The organism is Candidatus Acididesulfobacter guangdongensis, from assembly GCA_004195045.1.
GTDB lineage: Bacteria > SZUA-79 > SZUA-79 > Acidulodesulfobacterales > Acidulodesulfobacteraceae > Acididesulfobacter > Acididesulfobacter guangdongensis.
This window is the reverse complement of record SGBC01000004.1, coordinates 113415-134927: the sequence shown is the minus strand read 5'-3', so window position 1 is coordinate 134927 and position 21513 is coordinate 113415. Positions and strand designations below refer to the sequence as shown.

18 protein-coding genes, 2 tRNA genes, 2 rRNA genes and 1 pseudogene are annotated in these 21513 nt (G+C 33.5%); 2 read left to right on the top strand and 21 right to left on the bottom strand.

Annotation, left to right across the window (positions count from 1 at the left end; translation table 11 throughout):
* Positions 1-13 precede the first annotated feature (13 nt).
* Positions 14-226 carry an SHOCT domain-containing protein gene (locus tag EVJ46_09190; protein ID RZD15822.1) on the bottom strand — a complete coding sequence of 71 codons (213 nt, stop codon included), beginning with the start codon at positions 224-226 and terminating at the stop codon, positions 14-16.
* 522 nt (positions 227-748) lie between these two features.
* On the opposite strand from EVJ46_09190, the gene EVJ46_09185 reads away from it, so the two are divergent.
* Positions 749-1069, top strand: a complete 321-nt coding sequence (locus tag EVJ46_09185; GenBank protein ID RZD15690.1) for an ArsR family transcriptional regulator — start codon at positions 749-751, stop codon at positions 1067-1069.
* A 90-nt stretch (positions 1070-1159) separates the two neighbouring features.
* Positions 1160-1765 (top strand): winged helix-turn-helix domain-containing protein, encoded by a 606-nt coding sequence (locus EVJ46_09180; protein ID RZD15689.1) that lies wholly within the window; start codon positions 1160-1162, stop codon positions 1763-1765.
* A 162-nt stretch (positions 1766-1927) separates the two neighbouring features.
* Here EVJ46_09180 and EVJ46_09175 read toward each other — a convergent pair.
* The 20 genes and pseudogenes from EVJ46_09175 to EVJ46_09080 all read right to left on the bottom strand — a co-directional run bounded on the left by EVJ46_09175 (position 1928) and on the right by EVJ46_09080 (position 21434).
* A pseudogene (locus EVJ46_09175) lies at positions 1928-2189 on the bottom strand (hypothetical protein).
* Positions 2190-3499: 1310 nt separating this feature from the next.
* Complete coding sequence (locus EVJ46_09170) at positions 3500-3802, bottom strand: MTH1187 family thiamine-binding protein (protein RZD15688.1); 303 nt, start codon at positions 3800-3802, stop codon at positions 3500-3502.
* Between the two features lie 171 nt (positions 3803-3973).
* A tRNA-Gly gene (locus EVJ46_09165) sits at positions 3974-4049 on the bottom strand.
* Positions 4050-4315: 266 nt separating this feature from the next.
* A complete protein-coding gene (locus EVJ46_09160; protein ID RZD15687.1) occupies positions 4316-5314 on the bottom strand; it encodes a hypothetical protein in 999 nt (332 codons plus the stop codon).
* A 139-nt stretch (positions 5315-5453) separates the two neighbouring features.
* Positions 5454-5840: a glycine cleavage system protein GcvH gene (gene gcvH / locus EVJ46_09155; protein RZD15686.1), complete on the bottom strand. Its 387-nt coding sequence runs from the start codon at positions 5838-5840 to the stop codon at positions 5454-5456.
* A 54-nt stretch (positions 5841-5894) separates the two neighbouring features.
* Complete coding sequence (gene accC, locus EVJ46_09150) at positions 5895-7253, bottom strand: acetyl-CoA carboxylase biotin carboxylase subunit (GenBank protein ID RZD15685.1); 1359 nt, start codon at positions 7251-7253, stop codon at positions 5895-5897.
* Positions 7254-7343: 90 nt separating this feature from the next.
* The gene (gene accB / locus EVJ46_09145; protein RZD15684.1) at positions 7344-7871 is read right to left on the bottom strand and encodes an acetyl-CoA carboxylase biotin carboxyl carrier protein; all 528 of its coding nucleotides are present in this window, start codon (positions 7869-7871) and stop codon (positions 7344-7346) included.
* A 188-nt stretch (positions 7872-8059) separates the two neighbouring features.
* Positions 8060-8623, bottom strand: coding sequence for an elongation factor P (gene efp / locus EVJ46_09140; protein RZD15683.1), 564 nt, complete (start codon positions 8621-8623; stop codon positions 8060-8062).
* A gap of 170 nt (positions 8624-8793) precedes the next feature.
* A complete protein-coding gene (locus EVJ46_09135) occupies positions 8794-9933 on the bottom strand; it encodes an aminopeptidase P family protein (protein ID RZD15682.1) in 1140 nt (379 codons plus the stop codon).
* 139 nt (positions 9934-10072) lie between these two features.
* Entirely contained in the window at positions 10073-10321 is a 249-nt protein-coding gene (locus EVJ46_09130) for a hypothetical protein (protein RZD15681.1), read from the bottom strand.
* A 206-nt stretch (positions 10322-10527) separates the two neighbouring features.
* Positions 10528-11610, bottom strand: coding sequence for a 3-dehydroquinate synthase (locus EVJ46_09125; protein ID RZD15680.1), 1083 nt, complete (start codon positions 11608-11610; stop codon positions 10528-10530).
* 89 nt (positions 11611-11699) lie between these two features.
* Positions 11700-12074 (bottom strand): DUF779 domain-containing protein, encoded by a 375-nt coding sequence (locus EVJ46_09120; protein RZD15679.1) that lies wholly within the window; start codon positions 12072-12074, stop codon positions 11700-11702.
* A gap of 10 nt (positions 12075-12084) precedes the next feature.
* Complete coding sequence (locus EVJ46_09115) at positions 12085-13581, bottom strand: aldehyde dehydrogenase (protein RZD15678.1); 1497 nt, start codon at positions 13579-13581, stop codon at positions 12085-12087.
* Between the two features lie 397 nt (positions 13582-13978).
* Positions 13979-14611 (bottom strand): carbonic anhydrase, encoded by a 633-nt coding sequence (locus EVJ46_09110; protein RZD15677.1) that lies wholly within the window; start codon positions 14609-14611, stop codon positions 13979-13981.
* Between the two features lie 724 nt (positions 14612-15335).
* Positions 15336-15608, bottom strand: a complete 273-nt coding sequence (locus tag EVJ46_09105; protein RZD15676.1) for a hypothetical protein — start codon at positions 15606-15608, stop codon at positions 15336-15338.
* Positions 15589-15879, bottom strand: a complete 291-nt coding sequence (locus EVJ46_09100; GenBank protein RZD15675.1) for a DUF4258 domain-containing protein — start codon at positions 15877-15879, stop codon at positions 15589-15591. The genes EVJ46_09105 and EVJ46_09100 overlap by 20 nt, the downstream gene beginning before the upstream one ends.
* Before the next feature lie 160 nt (positions 15880-16039).
* Positions 16040-16116, bottom strand: a tRNA-Met gene (locus EVJ46_09095).
* Between the two features lie 46 nt (positions 16117-16162).
* A complete protein-coding gene (locus EVJ46_09090; GenBank protein RZD15674.1) occupies positions 16163-17854 on the bottom strand; it encodes a hypothetical protein in 1692 nt (563 codons plus the stop codon).
* Between the two features lie 359 nt (positions 17855-18213).
* A 5S ribosomal RNA gene (rrf, locus tag EVJ46_09085) occupies positions 18214-18330 on the bottom strand.
* 85 nt (positions 18331-18415) lie between these two features.
* Positions 18416-21434 (bottom strand): 23S ribosomal RNA (locus EVJ46_09080).
* Positions 21435-21513: the final 79 nt, after the last annotated feature.

Sequence of the window (21513 nt, the reverse complement as noted above, 5' to 3'; positions counted from 1 at the left end):
TTAATTTCTCCTTTTAGTTTATTATATCTTTTTTCATACGTTCAAATTCTTCTTTTGTTATTTCTCCTTTGGCATATCTTTTATTTAAAATGTCCAATGCGGATTCTGAATTATTATGCATATTATGATGGGTGTAATGCCTGTCGTCATGATTGTGCCCATTATATCTGCCGCATCCACCGTTAAAACCTCCCCTGCCAAATACCATAAATACTACAAACAGCATTACTATTATTCCAACGATAGGAAATATCCACATCCCGCTGCCCCAAAAAAAATATGGTCCCATATTGTAATTCTCCTTATGTTTATTTGTTTAAAATATTAGAACATAGCTATTTAACTTGTTTTTAAATTTACCATTATCTATATAAAAACACATAGATAATCTATATACACTCCGTTTCTCTGTCTAACTGCTTTTAATTTTATAGTCTTAATTGCAGTCTTAATTGATAGCCTTAATTTTGTAATTAAATTTTTTAAATTTATTAATATCTATACAATATAATACAATATATGCCGTATATCACAGTTTCGATTTTTATTTTTAATTCTCATATTTATATAATATCATATGTCCGCATTTTATCAATATTTATTTATATAAATAAATATTGATATTTATGATAAATTTTACTTGACATAATATAAAACAATGATATATCATATAAATAATTACTTATATAAATTAATATTTATACTAACAATTTTGAAATATAATAATTAATGCAATCGGAGACTTAGGATGGCTGATATTACGGAAAAAATATCGCAGATTTTTAAATTATTGAGCGATACCAACAGGGTAAAAATATTATTTTCATTAGAAAGCGGCTCTCGCACCGTTTCGCAGATTATTGAAACTACAGGGATGTCGCAGCCTTTAGTGTCATTTCATCTTAGAGTATTGCGGGAAGCAGGTTTAATTAAGACTTCACGCAAATCTACATTTGTTTTCAACGAGTTATGCGATGATGAATTAATTAATTTAATAAGCAAATTCGAAAAATACGGAGGCGATAATAAACAAAATACGGTTTCTAAATTCCAGTGTCAATGTAATTAATTATCTAAAAAATAAAAAATGCATATATACAATATGAATTTACAATTTATGAACTAACTAAACATATAAATAAAAACAGGAGACATTATTATGAAAAATAACGGATGCGGCTGTAAAAGCGATACGAATGAAAATATGATGCAAGATAAAATGTCCGGCGGCAATAACGGCATGGGCGGTAAAATGCATCACATGGGTAAAACTATGATGAATAAGATGATGGATTCCCATCAGACAAATGAAGCGGACAATGGAAAAGAACAAGGAAGCAACGCCAATCCTATGAAAATGGGCATGGGTATGATGAGTAATATGATGGGCAAAATGAAAGATGAAAATTTCAATCCTATGGAAATGTGCAAAACAATGAGGGAGTCTATTACGGCCACGGCAAAAATAGCAAGTCTTGCCACCCCCGAAGTACAGGCATTATTTGAAGACTGGGTATCGGAGGTAGAAAAAGAGATATTAAATGTCATTAAAGCGGAAGGTCAAATAAATCCTTCAGCTATTGCAGAGAAATTAAAAATAACAGAGGACAGCGCATTGTACTTTGTTGGCAAATTAGTTCGCGATAAAAAAATAAAGGTGAATGTAGAACCTGCGGAAAGCATATCGGCAAATTCATCGGATGCCGGCGCAGACACAGGTACCGGTCCAGGCGAAAATTGCAATTGTAATACTGAAAATAAATAAAAAATCACAGATATATTGCTTAGCCGGAAGCAGAAAAAAAGACTGGCAGGAAAATAATTATAACTCCCTAAATTCAGGGAGTTATAATTAAATAATTCACAAATCTGTATTTTTTATCAAGAGGATTTTCTTTTATTAATGTATCTATGACGCCTAAATTTATTAAGACAATCTAATACTTCCACTCGTTAAATCCTTTTCATCTCTTTTGAGTTTTTCCAATGTTTTTTTATATGCCTTCCACTCTATATAATCATCCCATATTTCAAAATTTTCTTTGCCGTTTTTTGCGTCCTTCTCAAATTCTTCAAAATTTTTCCCGTATTTTTTTAAAAAGAGAAATGATTTCCTCTGTTTTATGAATCTCATAAAATAAATTGGCATAAAATATATTTTTTATATCTTCTTTAGTTATAGTAAGCATTAAATACCTTTTTTATCTAATAAATTATTGCACTCTTAACCCAACTTCACCATAATTATCAGCAGCATATTGATAATACTATATTTATGGGGCAATAAAAATGTCTATGTGGACTACAAAATAAAAAATACAATATAATAATATCAATGTGTTATAATTTTAAGATAATAAGAGTGGTGCAAGTTGGGCTAATATTTTCCTATAGTTATACCACTATTTAAGGAAATAATCAATTTTGAGAATAAATAAATCAAATAAAGAGGGTCCAGTTAAAAACGTAAACTGTGTTCAGTTGGTTGCGGAATATACAAAAGGCAAATACGAAAGGATTTTTTAAGGCTTAGTCAAATTAAAAGTGGGATTTTTATAATTAATAGTGAGAATAAAATTACTTAGAAAACTCTTAACTCCTAATAAAACAACATGTAAGTTTGGCATGAAATCTATCAACACGTTATCAATTTTTATGTTGTCTGTTTTGAAGCATAATGTATGCGCATAAGCCGCGGTTATGCCATTGCCTGTGCTAATTGTTTTGCGAATTCCGGCCTGCAAATTATGACCAGTAATGGAGCGTATTCTGCAGGAATTGCGCATTCATCGGCGCCCCGTATCAATTAAGCTATATACTTTGATAGATAGTTTTGTATGCGGATTGTGAATAGTAACCGGTAACCATGGCCGCGGTATATCGTTTTCATTAAATCTAGTAAAAGGAATTTCGGTGGCGGCCATTAGTATATCTGCACCATATCCTTAACTGGAATAAATGTAATGACAGGTCTTTATAGCCTTCTCGTTGCGCCTCATCGTAAGCTTCTTTAAGGCTATTGCCGGAACCGATTACTGTCGCGTCTTCAAAGCTTTTCATTGCCACGTATTTTCCGGCAATGTCGTTATTTTTAATTAAAGTTTGTATTATGTTAGCCTCTCATTGTAAATTAATAACTCCGTATAGTAAAATATAGCGCTGTACGGAAAGATAATCAAGTCGGGAAAAAACATTTATTTTTTAGAGACAATGTGCACGAGTTCGCAAGATACGGTTTGATAAGTTGCCTTAAAATCTATACAAGCATGGACTTTTAAAAATATTAAAACAATATAGCCACAAATTATTTCATCTCATATATATTATCAAGCCTGTTAGTCAATTGTTTAACAAATACTATATCTTTATCGTCACACATTACGCTTTCGCTGTAAATATTGCTTGCTGGTGTCCAGTTTATTTCGGGTGTTCTAATAAGGATAGTATCATCGGTTTCCATCAGTAAATCCCTGTTGCAGAATAAAGCATAATTCTAAGGCTACTTTTCAATCTTTAATTTTAAGGATTCTACTTTTTGTTTTAATCTTCCAAGTCCTGATTTTCTGTAATCTATAGCCATGTTTGCATATACTCGGTTTGAATCATCTTTAATGGTCTCTAAACCCATCTTTATAATATTGAGAAGGTCGTCTATGTTTTCGCTTTCTATCATGGTGGCCATAGGTGTTATCACGTATTCAAGACCTGAGTTGTCGATTATCTTAGAAACCTTAGACACATACAGGCTCAAAGACTCTCCTTTATCCACAGGAAACATGCTGATAGACAATATATAACTCATAGAAAATATTATATAAATTTTATATATTCAGACTATTACGGGATATCATAATAGCGAATTTTGGTATTTGACCTTAAACTTCCTGCTTACCGAAAAATAATTTTTTACACAATTAAGGGCACAGTCAATTTTAAATCATTTTTAAAAACTACCGCAAAGCATTTATTTTAATGGAGCGGGCGACGGGGTTCGAACCCGCGACATCAGGCTTGGGAAGCCTGCACTCTACCAGCTGAGTTACACCCGCAAAGAATAAAATTAGAACGATATAAATATATGATGAAATACTTTACATAACCGGAACGACCAATGCAATGCAGCAAGGCAAATCTGTTAGCTGCCTATTAATAAACAACATCTGCTTTCATCTCTCTTTCAAGAAAGTAAAGATTTCGCGACTTTTCCTAACTTATTGCTTTAATTAAGACTGATACAATAGTTATTAATATAAATATTGTCGACTATAGACAAAATGCCGGCGTAAATAAACAATGCCGATTTATTATATTGCAATCATGCAATAAAAACTGTTTCGGCTAATCGGTCTATTTCTGAAATTTCCGTATCTTTAAACTTATAATCTATAGATTTAAGATTATAAGTCTCTTCAAAAGATGTTTTTAAAACACTTAATAATTTGTTTTTATCTAACAATGTACTATAATCATAATCATAATCAATTTGTTTATTTATTCCTTTTGAATCACCTGGGTCTTTTTTAAGCAATTCCTGTTTTATGCCCGTAATTTTTTCGGCATAATCCTTATAATCTTTAACTTTAATTTTATTATATTCTTTTTTGTTTTCCAAGCAAATATTTAATTTATTTCTACCTTCGTCGTATTTATCAATATTTGCTTCTTCATTGTTATTATTGCCGTAATTATTTTCAAATAATTCACAGTGTTCTTCAGGATTATAATCAATATATATAGATCCATGCTGAAGGAAAGCCGCGTCGTTTCGTCTTTGAGAATTTCCGCATATTTTCTTTCCCGAAAACGTTATTTCGTAAGAATGAGCTTTTAAAAAACAGTTAAAATTTTTATTATTATTCTCGGCATTACCCGCATTACCAACGCTATTTACAACATTTTGCGAACAGCTATCCGGATTTAGACCTATTTTTAAAAAAAAATTATAAAGGAAATCACTGATAATTCTATAGGTTTCCATCAATCTACCGGCAAAAATTCCGCTTTTGTATGACGCTGCTACACTATATGTTATCTCATTTACATGCAGTACTGCTCTGCCGCCGGTTGGTCTCCTGACAATGTCGTATCCTTGCAATTTAGCTCTCTTTATTAATTCAACGTCTAATTTATTTTGAAAAAAACCTAATGATAACGCCGACGGTGAAAAAAAATACAAACGCAATGTAGGACGAGCCGTAAAATCATCCAAATGCCTGTATCTATTTAAAATATGCAGGTCTTTAGCCATATTGACTGCCCCGCGCTCTCCGCCGGAAAATATCAGATTATAGCCATAGTTATCATTGCAGCTCATTTAAATAATTAAATTTAAAAATTTGATAAATTAATTAAAAAATTAGTCAATTAACTTGCTTAGTTACTTTATTAATAAACTAATTAATTAACTAAGTTACAACTAACTAAACTTATTTATTAATTAATCGTTTGATTAATCAATTGCCGGAATTTAATAGCTCTTCATATTGTTCGGGGGATAAAAGCTCTTCAACTTCATTTTCGTTGTTCAGTTTAACTTCCAATATCCATCCGGTATCATACGGCTCTTCATTTATTAGTTCCGGTTCATCTTTAAGCGATTCATTGATTCTTGTAACCTGCCCGCTTACGGGAGCATACAGCTCCGAAACGGACTTGGCAGACTCTATTGTGCCGAATGATTCATTCTGCTCCAGTTCATATCCTGCTTCCGGAATATCTACATAAATTATATCTCCAAGCTGATCCTGAGCAAAATCAGTAACACCTATGAGCGCTTTATCTCCGTTAACTTTAACCCAGAGATGTTCTGAGTTATATTTTAAATTTTTTGGAACATCCATGAAAACCCCCTTTTAGTACCAATAATATAATATATAAAAATTATTAAAGTAAATTTATTTTCCTTCCAAAAGTCTCGCAATATAACCTATATCAACCTTACCTGAAATATAATCCCCGTCATTGATAATTCGTTTGATAAACGGAATATTTGTCTCAATTCCTTCTATCCAGAATTCACTCAATGCGCTCTTTAATTTATTTATTGCGGCGGTTCTTGAATTATCATAAACAATTAATTTTCCGAGAAGTGAATCGTAAAATGGCTCAACTCTATATCCGCAGTATGCAAAATCGTCAACCCTGACATTTACCCCGCCAGGCTTATTATACATAGTTATAAGCCCCGGTGACGGTTTGAAATCACGGGGATTTTCGGCATTAATCCTGACTTCAATGCTATGACCTTTAATTTTAATATCTTCCTGTTTTATTTTAAGTTTATCTCCATTTGCTATTTTAATCTGCTCTTTGATAATATCAATACCTGTTACAAATTCAGTAACAGGATGTTCAACCTGGACTCTTGTGTTGACTTCCATAAAATAAAAATCATTATCTCCTGCTAAAAGAAACTCAAATGTTGCCGCATTAACGTATTTTATTTCTTTTAAGACTTTAGTTATAGCTTCGCCCATTTTTTTTCTCATAGATGCTTTAATAGCGACAGAAGGGCTTTCTTCTATTATTTTTTGATGCCTTCTCTGTATTGAACAGTCTCTTTCCCCAAGATATATTGCATTTCCATACTTATCGGCTAGAACTTGAAATTCTATATGTCTCGGATTTTCGCAATATTTTTCAAGATAAACATCTTTGTCACCAAAAAAAGTAAGAGCTTCCTGTCTTGCCTGATGATAAGCCTGAATCAAATGAGCAGGCGACAAAACCATTCTTATTCCTTTGCCTCCGCCGCCCATTGATGCTTTTAAAACTAAAGGGTATCCAATTTCTTCCGCAGCTTTTTTTAAATTTTCCTCATCCTCATCGTCGTTATTAGCTCCTATATCGCCGCTTCCCGGAAGCACCGGAATACCTAAACTTGAAACAAGTTTTCTAGCATTCCGCTTATTTCCTAATGCATTCATATTGTCTGCGGTCGGTCCAATAAATTTTATGCCGCAATTCTCGCTTATTTCCGCAAAATTAGCATTTTCGGACAGAAAACCGTATCCGGGATGGATTGCTTCACTGTCGGTAACCTCCGCTGCCGATATTATAGAAGATATATTTAAATAACTCTTGGCAGATTGCGGAGGACCAATACATATGGCTTCGTCGGCATACTTAACATGAAGACTGTTTTTATCTGCGGTGGAATAAACTGCCACCGTTTTAATTCCCATTTCCTTGCATGCCCTTATAACTCTGACAGCAATCTCACCTCTATTGGCAATTAAAATTTTTCTGAACATATATTTATATATTAAATTTTAGTATTATATTATATTGGTATTAGTGGTATTAGTAGAACAGCAAAACAAACCGAACTAAATCAAACAGATTTAAACCGGCTCAACTATAAACAGCGGCTGTCCGTATTCGACAACCTGCCCGTTTTCGGCAAGAATTGACACAATACGGCATTTTATATCAGCTTCTATTTCATTCATAAGCTTCATAGCTTCTATTATGCATACAGGGCTGTTTTTTTCCACTATTGAGTCAATTTCCACAAAAGGCGGTTTGTCTGGAGCCGAAGCTCTATAGAACGCACCTACAAAAGGAGATACAATTTCTTTATATCTGGAGGTATCTTCTTTAAATTCGGCAATTTTTTTAATGTCTTGAACTAATGACTCTCCTTTAGATATGTTTGATAGCGCAGAAGCTTCAGCTTCTGAAATCTGTTCGGCAAATTTATCCAGAATTCTTTCCTGCCGATTATTATTTTTTATTGTTTTGCAATCCTGAAAATCAAGTTCTTCATCTAATTTAATCTTTATCTCTTCATCGCCTTTTTTATAATAAAATTCGCCGACTTTATTTGACTTTATGAATTTTACAAGGTCTTTTATGTCTTTAATATTCATAATATTTTTATATTAATTGGATTAATAATTTAATAATAAATTAAATAAGTTGTTGATTTTTGATTAATTAATGCACCTGATTTTAAAATATTATACTTATAAAGTATCATCTAACCGTTAATTATACTTTTTATATAATTATAACATTGCTATACTGCGTTTATTTTGTTGTTGTCTTATTGCTGCATTTATTTAGAAACCCTCTCTATATACGATTTATTTCTTGTGTCAACTTTTATCACATCGCCTTCATTTATAAATAATGGGACATTTATTACGAGTTTTGTCTCCAACACGGCAGGCTTAGTAGCACCGGAAACGGTATCTCCTCTTATGCCCGGTTCGGTACTTACAATTTTTAAATCTAAGAAGTTGGGAACGTCAATATTAATTGGCTTATTGTTATAATATAAAACATTTACCGTAATATTTTCAAGAAGAAAACCTGCATTATCTCCCACAGTTTCTTTGCTGAATTTTATCTGGTCATATGTTTCGTTATCCATAAATATATATTCGTCACCCTCCGCATACAGATATTGCATATTTTTTTCTTCAATATTAGGTGTTTCTACTTTTTCGCCTGCTCTTAATGTCCTGTCTATAACCCTTCCGTTAATTAAATTTTTTAATTTTGTTCTGACAAACGCACCTCCTTTTCCCGGTTTTACATGCTGAAAATCAATAATTTCAAAAGGCTCCTTTTCAAATTCTATGCGAAGTCCTTTTTTAAAATCTGTTGTTGAATACACAAAAATCCTCCGTTAATATTAATTAGTAATACATCGTACTATTATTTTCCGATTACAAATACATTACATATACTTTAAATTAAAGTAAATTAAAAATCAATACAAAATTAAAAAAATTAAATATAATACCTATAAAAAATTCATCAATTAATTATCTAATTTTTTAATTATTAGATAATATTCTTAATCCCATCCTTTGTTATTGTCGTTAAAATTTCAGCACCGTTTTTAGTAACTAAGCACATATCTTCAATCCTCACGCCGCCGAATCCTTCTATGTAAACACCCGGCTCTACAGTAAAAACCATTCCTTCTTCTATTATGTCTTCATTTCTAAAAGATATAAAAGGGTATTCATGTATATCTAAACCTACCCCGTGACCAAGCGAATGCGTGAAATATTTTCCATATCCTTTTTTGTCAATATAATCTCTGGCTATTTTATCTAAGTCGCAAAATCTAAGCCCGGGTTTTATAGCCGATATAGCTAATTGCTGGGCGCTATAAACAATGTCGTATATATCTGTAAATTTGATATCAGGTGTTCCGTAAAACAGTGTAACGGTTTCATCGCTATTATAATGACTATATTTAGCGCCGAAATCGCATAATAATATATTATTTTTCCCGTCGTTTATAATATTATTGCTCATCGGTATTCCGTGAGGCATGGCTGAGCGCTCTGCTTTTAGCACAATAGTTTCAAAAGCTACATTTTCAGAACTGCCCATATTTAAAAGGTTTATCCGGTATTGATTAGCAATATCCAATTCTGAAATTTTATTTTCTGAACTAAAATCTTCAGCAATATTTTTAATTGCCGCCGCCATCGATTTTTCTGCAATATATATAGCCTGTTTTATATTTTTAATTTCTTCTGCTGTTTTCAAGCATCTCAATTTTAATAGAATATCGCGGGCAGGTATAAACGATAACCATTTTAATTCAGAATTAAATCCAAAGTATTCTTCATAAGTAAAATAAGCAGATTCAAAAAGAATAATATCGCCTGATTTTAACTTAAATTCCGTCTGCAAATTTAAAGCTACATCTTTGTATAATTCCTTAAAACATTTTACATTTATATTTTTATTTTCAGTTTCAATTGCTGCTCTTTCATAATAACGCCCATCGACATATAAATTAACAATCCCGTTTTTTGAAACAAAAAGATAGCACTCTTCACCTGAATATCCTGCAATATAAAAGACGTTAGAAGAATGTTTTATTAAAATCCCTTCTGCTTTTCGAGAATTTATTAAATTACAGATACCTTTTGTTTTTTCCTCATGCACCGTTTTAACCCTCATTTAGTTAGTTGAAATTTATTGCATCACGATTGCGAAAGAGGATACGCTTATAAACAGATATATAGACGTTTATTTTGCAAAATTTATAACTTATGAGATATAAAACAGGATGCTGAAAAAATCTATTATAATCTGTATATTAGACCGTTTTTTGTTTGTAAATCTCAATTTTAGCCAACAAATTATTAAATAAATTAATTTTAGCAGCGGCAGACTCTTTCCTTTTATTTCTTTCGCTTAATATTAAATTCTGAGTATTTTTAATTTTATCTATCAGTTCAGAATCAAGAGGATTTGACTTTAACAAATCTATATAAATATCAAGCGCCTGATTATAATGCCCTTGTGATTCATAAATCTCTGCAAATGTCTTAGTTTTTTGTTCCATAATTTTATTTGTTGTTTGTTATTTTTTAAATTAGTCAGATAATTAATTCACTATTATAGTGAACATATTATTTATTGAAAATTATTCAGCGTTTATTAAAACGGTGCTGCATTCAATGTATTATATTGCAACATATATTATATTATATCACCGCTATCTATTATTAATAATATATTAAAACGAAAAAATAAATAAAAAAAATTTAATTATATTATATTTTCTAAAAATTTGCGGATAAATGCAAAATCAAGTTTTTCAAACTTAAAATTTCCTATATTGTTAATCAGAACAAATTTTATTGATTCGTCTTCAACTTTTTTATCAAGCTTCATGGCATTAATATATTCTTCCGGACTAAATTTCGGAATTTCCGTAGGAAGCCCTGAATTTTCAATAAGTCTTTCTAATCTGTTTACCGTTTCTGAACTGCAAAGATTAAGTTCCTTTGATAACTTAGATGCGAATACCATCCCTATGGAAATAGCTTCTCCGTGTTTTATTGTTTTATAATTATAAAGCGTCTCAATTGCATGCCCCAGACTGTGTCCAAAATTTAACACAGACCTGACTCCGCCTTCTCTTTCATCTTTATTGACTATATCCGCCTTTATAAGACAAGAACTTTCAATTATATGCATCAAAGATTGTTTGTCTTTTGACATTATTTTATCAAGATTATTCTCCAGATACAAGAATAAATCTCTATCAAGAACAGCCCCATATTTAATAACTTCCGCAAAACCGTTTATAAGTTCCCTATTATCCAGAGAATTAAGAAAATCTACGTCAATAATTACAATTTTAGGTTGATAAAAAGCCCCTATAAGATTTTTTCCTGCAGGATGGTCGATGCCGGTTTTTCCGCCTACGGAAGAATCTACATCCGATAGAAGCGTCGTAGGAATTTGTATAAAATTAACCCCCCTCAAATATGAAGCTGACGCATACCCCGCAATGTCCCCTATTACGCCTCCGCCGAAAGCAATTATATAATCCGACCTTTCAAACCTGTTTTTAATCAGCTCATCATAAACATACGATAGATATTTTATACTTTTTGCACTTTCGCCATCCGGAAGTAATATAAAAAACGGTTCAATTTCTGCACTTTTTAATGCATTGCCGATAGAATTACCGTATAAATCATTTACAGTCTTACACGTTACAATGCTCACCCTTTTTCTAATTCCGGCAGATTTTAAAATTTCTCCTATGGAAATATTTGAATCTATTAATATATCATAACTCGCATCTTTCAACGAATGAGACAAATCTACTTTTATTTTCATGTTTGAATTAATAAACAAAAATATAAAAAAAATAATTAAATTAGTATAAGTATTGTTATTCTATTTAGATATTAAATAAATTTTAAATTTTAATCTAATATTTCCGGAACCATTATATTTTCAAATTCTTCATCGGTGAATAATCTCGATCTTATTATAAAGCGTATTCCAAGAGGGATTTCTAATGAAAAACTCGACCCTCTGCCTTTAACTACATCAATGGTTAAATGTAAGTTCTTGTAATACTCAAATTGATCTGCTGCCATGTAAAACTTGCAACCATAGACTTCACCAAGCATTAAATCTCTGCTCCCAACAATAAAATCATCTACTGAAAAGCACATTGGAGCAGAACCGTCACAGCATCCGCCGCTTTGGTGAAACATTAATTCTCCATGTTTTTCTCTTAACTTATCTACTATTGCTTTGGCTTCTTCAGTTATAGATATACGTTCTATATGCATAATATTCTATTTAAAAAAAACCTAAAGGATCTTTACTGTAAGATGTTAATATATTTTTAGTATGGCGATATTGATTAAGCATCATCATATGCGTTTCACGTCCGATACCCGATTTTTTATACCCGCCGAATGAAGCGTGCGCTGGATATAAGTGATAGCAATTCACCCATACGCGCCCTGCCTTAATGCCTCTGGCAACTGTGTTTACCTGATGAACGTCGCGCGACCACACACCTGCGCCAAGCCCATATAGAGTATCGTTAGCTATTTCCATTGCCTCAGCTTCATCTTTAAAGGTAGTGACGCTTAAAACAGGACCGAATATTTCTTCTTGAAAAATACGCATTTTATTATTGCCTTTAAATACTGTAGGCTTAATATAGTATCCATCAGGGTATAGCTTATTCGCGTAAACATCTCCGCCTGTTAAAACCTCAGCACCCTCCTGTTTTCCAATATCAATGTAATTTTTTATTTTTTCGTACTGGTCGATTGATGCCTGCGCTCCCATCATAGTGGCAGAATCAAGCGGATCTCCTATTTTTATAGCATCAACGCGCTTTAAAGCCCGTTTCATAAATTCATCATAGATGTTTTCTTGAATTAAGGCACGAGACGGACACGTACATACTTCGCCTTGATTAAAAGCAAACAATACCAACCCTTCAATAGCTTTACTGAGGAAATTATCATCTTTTGCCATTACGCTGTCAAAAAAGACATTGGGTGATTTGCCGCCAAGCTCTAATGTTACAGGAATAATATTTTCGGATGCATACTGCATGATTAGACGACCGGTAGTAGTCTCGCCCGTAAATGCAATCTTTTTAATATCCGGATGTTTTGCAAGCGGCTTTCCAGCTTCGGGTCCGAATCCGTTTACAATATTAACAACTCCATCAGGTAAAATACCGGCTATCATTTCCATAAGGCAAAGAATGGAAACGGGGGTTTGTTCAGCAGGTTTCAATACGGCACAATTACCTGCCGCTAAGGCTGGCGCCAGCTTCCACACTGCCATAAGGATAGGAAAATTCCACGGAATAATCTGTCCGACAACTCCCAAAGGCTCATATATTTCCATTGAAACGGTATTAGCATCAAGGTCGGCAACGGTTCCAGACTCTGCACGAATAACACTCCCAAAATATCTGAAATGGTCAACCGCCAGCGGAATATCGGCTACCAGCGTTTCTCTTATAGCCTTGCCGTTGTCCCACGCTTCTATAATTGCAAGTTCTTCTAAATTTTTTTCTATTACATCGGCAATCTTAAAAAGCAGACTGCTTCTTTCTGCAGTAGATGTTTTTTCCCACAATGCTGAAGCTTTCCATGCGGCGGAAACGGCAATATCAATGTCTTTACTGTTTGACCTGGGAACTCTGGCAATTATACTGCCGTCAACAGGTGAAATGTCGTCAAAATATTCTCCGTCTATCGGCTGTACCCATTTGCCACCGATATAATTTTCATATTGTTCTTTGAATTTTGGTTTGTTGTACAGCATGGCAGCCTCCTTTAAAATTAAATCAATTTTAGTTTAGATATCTAAAATTTTACTTTAAAAAAAGTTAGTTTTAAATCGGCATTATTTAATTTTCGTTAACATGTTTTATTCATTGCATATTTTATGCTAATACTATATTGATAATAAATTAATTTGCATATATTATAGTCCTAAATAACGAGATAGCATAGAATAATAATTTATTTCAGTATATTACTATATTTATAAATGTCAAACTTAACTATGTAAAATAGCTTAGAATAGCAACTATATTTATAATAAATTAATTTGCGCAATATTTATTATATATATCGCAGTAATTTGTAAAATCTGGTTATTATTTATTAATTAAATACACCGATTATATTATATTATATAGATATATTTTTATATACTTTTATTTTGCAATAACAGTAAAAGAACCGTTTTTTTTATCGTAATTATACACTTCACCTGTAGCAATCATATAATACCAGCCGTATATGTTTATTTCTTTATTTATATACTTTTCTTTTATAAACGGGTAAGTAAATAGATTATTCACCTGATGTACGATATTAAACTGTTCGGTCATTAGCGATTTTTGAATATTTTTCCCTTCTTCTGTATTTATATTATTTAAAACATATTCTTTTACAGGATTTGCCAATTCCAGCCACTTTCTGACATGAGGAACATTTTTAAGCTCTTCTTCAGATTTATACAATGAAGCGCAGCCGCCGCAGTTGGAATGTCCGCACACTACGATATTTTTAACATTAAGGACTTCAATAGCAAACTCTATCGCTGACGTGGTAGATACATATTCTTCTGTTTCTCTGTACGGAGGCACCATATTGGCAATATTTCTAACCATAAAAAGCTCGCCTGGAAGCGTTTTGGTAATAAGGCTTGGCACAACCCTTGAGTCAGAGCATCCGATGAATAATGTATGAGGATTTTGTCCATTCTCTAATTCTGCAAAAAGATTTTTATACTTTTCATAGTCCTCATTTTTAAATTTAAAGACGCCTTCAAAAATATCATCCATAAAAAATCCTCCAATTTATTATTATGCTAAAAATTACAGTTTAATTGAGATATTATAATACTGCTGTTAAGTTTTTAATCATAAATCATAAAACTGGATTTACTGCTTCAGACTTGTAATAAAAAAATTATAATACGAATCAGTTACATAATTTTTAAATCTTTTTTAATTATAATAAAACATCATTTTAAAATCAAGCAAAAAATTAAAATTCTAAAAATTATTTCATATCATTATATCTTCAATCAGAAATTTAAAGATATTTACAAGCTCAATAATTCACTTACAAATAAAACAACTATATAAAAATGACCAGAATATTTCTGATTAATATACAATCTGAATTAAAAAATAAACCTGCGTTATGATATTTGCAATTTTGGTTCGGTGTTTATGCCTGAGAATGAAAAAAATAAGGTGAATTTATTTGCACATGTGAGCCAAATTACTTAATGAACTGAATAGGATTCAAATAAAAAAAAGTGCTGCGGATGAACTGCACATTTAAATCTAATTATTTTAACTTAAAAAAGTGTTGGGGAATAAGAGATTTTTTATTTAAAATAATTTAATTAGTTTAAAACAGAATAGTAATTTAATCATTTTATAGGTAGGTCAAAATTGGTGAAAAAAGGAGGTCAAATCTCTTGACAAACAACAAACAAACCGTTAAATAAATAAATCCGTCACCTTTAATTCTTTAATTCGCCTTCCCCGTTTAATTCTATACTAAAAACTTGTGTATAATACTTTTGATAAAAGTTTGATATCTTAGTCCGTTTTTTGAAGCTATAATTTTTATTTTCTCTAAATCGTCAGAAGATATCCTGAGAGTTATAGTCTTATCTTGTTTTTTTATATAATTTTCTCCAGCATTTTTAAGCTTGTTTATATTTTTAGTGTCATTTTTTATAGATTTTAAATCTAAATCTTTTAAGGATTCTATAATTTCTTTTTCTTCCTCGTCTATATAATTATTACTTATTGTTTTTCTCATTTTTTTTGCCTCCTATTATTTTTTTAAATCTTCTGTCAGGATAAACGGTTTTTAGAAAAATTTCATTTTGAGTCTGCACATATGGTACGCAATATGTATAGTCGTTTATTACTATAACCATTATTCTTTGATTTGGATATTTATCGCTGTTAGGATGCTTGAAATCTAATTTGATTTCACCCTCTGCCATCTTATCAATAACCGTTTCAAAATTGACACCCCTTTCTTTGAGTAATTTTTTGTTTTTATTTTCATCGAAAATAATTTTCATATTTTAATTTTAACTTTAATTGTAAGTATTTACAATGTAAAATCTGTTGCGTAAAATTAATGCCGATATGTTTAATATAATCTTTGCAAAAGCAGGCAGAAGTGAGCGGTAAAAGCTTTCAGGCTTATAGCAACCCATGCCAATAAAACTTATTTGAGAATGGTGGCGGTGCAGGGATTTGAACCCCGGACACTACGGATATGAGCCGTATGCTCTAACCGACTGAGCTACACCGCCTTTAAATTGGATAGTCTGAATATTGTACTAAATATTATGTTGAAATTCAATTAGAAATTTTATAAAGAACAATATAGCTCTGCGCCTTAGTAAATATAGACCCCGGATTCGCTACAATGGCATCTGCAACGTATACTTTATTATTGTTTTTAATAATAGAAAAACCGGCGCTGTAACCTGATACAGGTTTAATTTCCCATATAGGAGAAAAACCTATTTTGTTCCATATCAAATTATAGACTGCGCTTTTAGTGTAATAATTTAAATGCGAAACAAATCCCATCTGTCCAAAATTTTTCAAAACAATAACATGAAATTTGCCATTACTATAATATTTTACCAATGTAGGCGGCACATTATAAATTAGACCGCCGGTATAAGTTGCACTGCGTGAACCGCCAAAAGAAGGTACTCTGACCTGGAGCGGCGAACCGCCGTAAACATTAGAGCCGGTATAAATTGTATGTCCTTTTTTATTGATTAACATTAAATTGCCTGAGTTGGACAACGCCAGCAAATAGTTCTTACCGTTGTTTTTTATATTTCCATAAGTACTGCCGTAAATAGTTATTCCAGAGTAAAAAGGTAATTTCTTAAATTTCGACAATGAATTGTTTGAATTATTAAAATTATATATGTAAGTACTTCCGCCAAACTGTCCTATCGGATAATTGTTCTGCCCGATAACAGAAACATCAAAAAACCTTCCAGACGAAACAACTTGAACAGGATTTTGTCCAATTAATATTTTTTTACCATTATTTAACTGCATCACTCTTAAGAAAATAGAGTAATCAGAAGTAAGTTTAGTTAACAATTTTCCTTTGCCGTTATAGACTAATAAATAAGATATAACCATACCTAATTTAGTTTTAGTTACAACAATTGCATTTCTATTATTCGATATTTTAAAAAAATTCAGATAAATTACATTAGAACGCCCTGAAAGATTGTAATATGCAACTTTGTCGAGAGAACCGTTTAATCGAAGATTATATAGTATAATTCTATGCCGCGTCGCTATTACCGCCTGTATACCTTTGCCTAATATTCTGCCTGCGGCAAACGCCTGTATTACATAAGCTTTAGAGGCTGTTTTTATAATGCCCTTTATATTAGTACTATACCTTTTGATGAACGCGCTTGTTTTATTAATACGCTTTTCAGCAATTTGAGGAGATGTGCTAACGGCTGAATTATTAATTTTTTTATATGAAACTATTTTATTTTTGATTGATTTTGAAATTCCGTTTATATCATTTATAATAAAATTAGTTCCTAGAGCAGTTATAGGTTTTCTATATATTACTGTATCATCGGAAGTGTTAAAAAGATTTGTCGTTATATCAAAAACATTTCCGATTTTAAGTATTCTCCCGTAAATTATATATTGCAAATTAAATTTTTTTGCGATTTTTGATAAATTTACATTTGAAAATGAGGTTATCCTATTGGCTTTTATAAAATTTTTAATATCAGTATGCCTTACAACAAATATATTTTTAGAGCTTATATCCGAACCTAACAATATAGGAATACTTTTTGTAATATAGGAATACTGCTGATAATGTGTAGATACGATTTTATACGGCATTACTGCAACCCTTTCAGCCGAATATGATTTTTTTAAAAATAACACAAAAACAACCAAAAAAAAGAAAACTGAAATTAAAATAAAATTAAAAATTAATCTTTTGGATACGTTATTTTTACTTAATAATATATTATTCATATTCATTTTATACTTTCCCCTGCAATAATTAACAATTAGATATAAGATAAGATTTTACCAATGCTTTACAATTAAATAACTTTACTATTTATATATTTTTTATTTTTTATTACCGGCGTATTTACGTTCGCCATTCCATCATTTTATTTTATTTATTATTATTTTATCTATTATATCTTATTTATTTTCATAAATATAATACAATAATTAATTTAAATATTGGCATATAATTATAATTTTGTCAAATCATTTAAATTAAAAAAAAGCCTCTTTTAAGTGCATTAACTCAGCATGCATTTAAAAGAGGCTTTAACAACTTTTTAAAATTAATATTTAAATATCAATTAAATATATAATAAAAAAAAATTCGGTAACGACCTACTCTCTCATGCAGCTACCCGCATAATACCATCGGCGCAATAGAGCTTAACTTCCGTGTTCGGGATGGGAACGGGTGGACCCTCTATGCTATAGTTACCGAAAACTTTATATTGTTCCGTAAAATATTAACCATTAAACGTTAATTAAGCAATTTAAGAAAAAGGAAAAATGCATTTTAAATATTAAAAAAAAGATTAAGCCGCACGATCTATTAGTATCGGTAAGCTAAACATATCACTATGCTTACACATCCGACCTATCAACCTCATGGTCTATGAGGGATCTTTAGCTGTATTGCTACAGGGGATATCTTATCTCAGGGGGGGCTTCCCACTTAGATGCTTTCAGCGGTTATCCCTTCCGAACATAGCTACCCAGCCATTACCACTGGCGTGATAACTGGAACACTAGAGGTTCGTCCATCCCGGTCCTCTCGTACTAAGGACAGCTCCCTTCAAATATCCTACGCCCACAACAGATAGGGACCGAACTGTCTCACGACGTTCTAAACCCAGCTCGCGTACCACTTTAATTGGCGAACAGCCAAACCCTTGGGACCTGCTACAGCCCCAGGATGTGATGAGCCGACATCGAGGTGCCAAACCTCCTCGTCGATATGAGCTCTTGGAGGAGATCAGCCTGTTATCCCCAGCGTACCTTTTATCCGTTGAGCGATGGCCCTCTCATGAGGAACCACCGGATCACTAAGACCTACTTTCGTATCTGCTCGACCCGTCAGTCTCGCAGTTAAGCTCCCTTATGCCTTTGCACTCTAAAGCTGGTTTCCAATCAGCTTGAGGGAACCTTCGCGCGCCTCCGTTACTCTTTGGGAGGCGACCGCCCCAGTCAAACTACCCACCAGACATTGTCCTGAATCCGGATTACGGATTGCAGTTAGAAACACAGAATGATAAGGGTGGTATTTCAAGGGTGACTCCGCCGAAGCTAGCGCTCCGGTTTCATAGTCTCCCACCTATCCTACACATATCATTCCATACTCCAATGTCAAGCTATAGTAAAGGTGCATGGGGTCTTTCCGTCTAGTTGCGGGTAACCGGCATCTTCACCGGTAATTCAATTTCGCTGAGCCTCTGGTTGAGACAGTGCGGAAGTCGTTATGCCATTCGTGCAGGTCGGAACTTACCCGACAAGGAATTTCGCTACCTTAGGACCGTTATAGTTACGGCCGCCGTTTACTGGGGCTTCAGTTCGAAGCTTCGCACTCGCGTGCTAACCCCTCCCTTTAACCTTCCAGCACCGGGCAGGCATCAGTCCCTATACTTCGTCTTGCGACTTTGCAGAGACCTGTGTTTTTAGTAAACAGTCGCTACCGCCATTTTATTGAAACCTGTATATGCTTACTGAGTAAATCATTCACATTAACAGGTACACCTTATCCCGAAGTTACGGTGTCAATTTGCCGAGTTCCTTAACCAGAGTTATCTCAAGCGCCTTAGGATACTCTCCCAGTCTACCTGTGTCGGTTTGCGGTACGATTACATCTTTAACTCGCTACGAGGATTTTCTTGGCAGTGTGGAATCAATCGCTTTGTAAGACTTTCGCCTTTCGTATTCGCATCTCGGACTTAAAGTACCCGGATTTTCCAAAGTACAATCCTACCTGCTTAAACCGGCTATTCCGTCAGCCGGACGATCTATCCTACTGCGTCCCCCCTTCGCTGATAGCGTTAAAGTTGCAGTACGGGAATATTAACCCGTTTTCCATTATCTACGCCTTTCGGCCTCGACTTAGGGATCGACTAACCCTGAGAGGATTAACCTTGCTCAGGAAACCTTAGACTTACGGCGAATATGTTTTTCACATATTTTCTCGCTACTTATGTCAGCATACGCACTTCCGATTCCTCCAGCAGTCCTTTCGGTCTACCTTCAGCGGTTGTCGGAACGCTCCTCTACCCCGTGTAAATTAATACACAGTCGCAGCTTCGGTAATGTGCTTAGCCCCGATACATTTTAGGCGCGGACTCACTTGACCAGTGAGCTATTACGCTTTCTTTTAAGGATGGCTGCTTCTAAGCCAACCTCCTGGTTGTCAATGCGTTTCCACATCCTTTTCCACTTAGCACATATTTTGGGACCTTAGCTGGCGATCTGGGTTGTTACCCTTTTGACCATAGAAGTTATCTCCTACAGTCTGACTCCCGTAATTGCATAACCGGTATTCGGAGTTTGATTGAGTTTGGTAGTCCGGTAAGACCCCTAGCTCATCCAGTGCTCTACCCCCGGTTACTAATTTACGAGGCTATACCTAAATATATTTCGAGGAGAACCAGCTATCTCCAGGTTTGATTGGCCTTTCACCCCTATCCACAGCTCATCACCTAACTTTTCAACGTTAGTGTGTTCGGGCCTCCACAAGATTTTACTCTTGCTTCACCCTGGCCATGGGTAGATCACCTGGCTTCGGGTCTATTTCGTATAACTAAATCGCCCTATTAAGACTCGCTTTCGCTACGGCTCCACCATTAACGGCTTAACCTTGCTATACAAAATAACTCGCTGACTCATTATGCAAAAGGCACGCAGTCACTCTGTCCATCATTGCTGATGTACATAGAGCTTCTACTGATTGTAGGCAAATGGTTTCAGATACTATTTCACTCCCCTCTCGGGGTGCTTTTCACCTTTCCCTCACGGTACTAGTTCACTATCGGTCATCCGGTAATATTTAGCCTTCGGAGATGATCCTCCATAATTCCCGCAAAATTTCACGTGTTCCGCGGTACTCGGGAATACTTAAAAGAGATTAATTCATTTCGCTTACGGGATTGTCACCCTCTGTGATTATACTTTCCAGAATATTCAGCTATAAATTAATTTTGTAACTCTTTCGGAATCTCTGCACGATTCCTACAAGCATCCCACTACCCCAGATATAAAACGCATGCAGACTATAATTATATCTGGTTTAGGCTGTTTCCCTTTCGCTCGCCACTACTCAGGAAATCACTATTGTTTTCTATTCCTGAGGGTACTTAGATGTTTCAGTTCCCCTCGTTCGCTTCTATTACCTATGTATTCAGTAATAGATGTCATAAGTTCATCATGACGGGTTTCCCCATTCAGAAATCGTTGGCTCATAACTTGTTTGGCAGCTCCCCAACGCTTATCGCAGCTAACCGCGTCTTTCATCGCTTCCGGATACCAAGGCATCCACCATAAGCCCTTAGTAACTTAATCTTATGTTACACAACTTTAAAATTCGCCTTGATCCTAATTCTTAATTGCTTAATTAGACGTTCAATTTTCAAAGAACAATAACA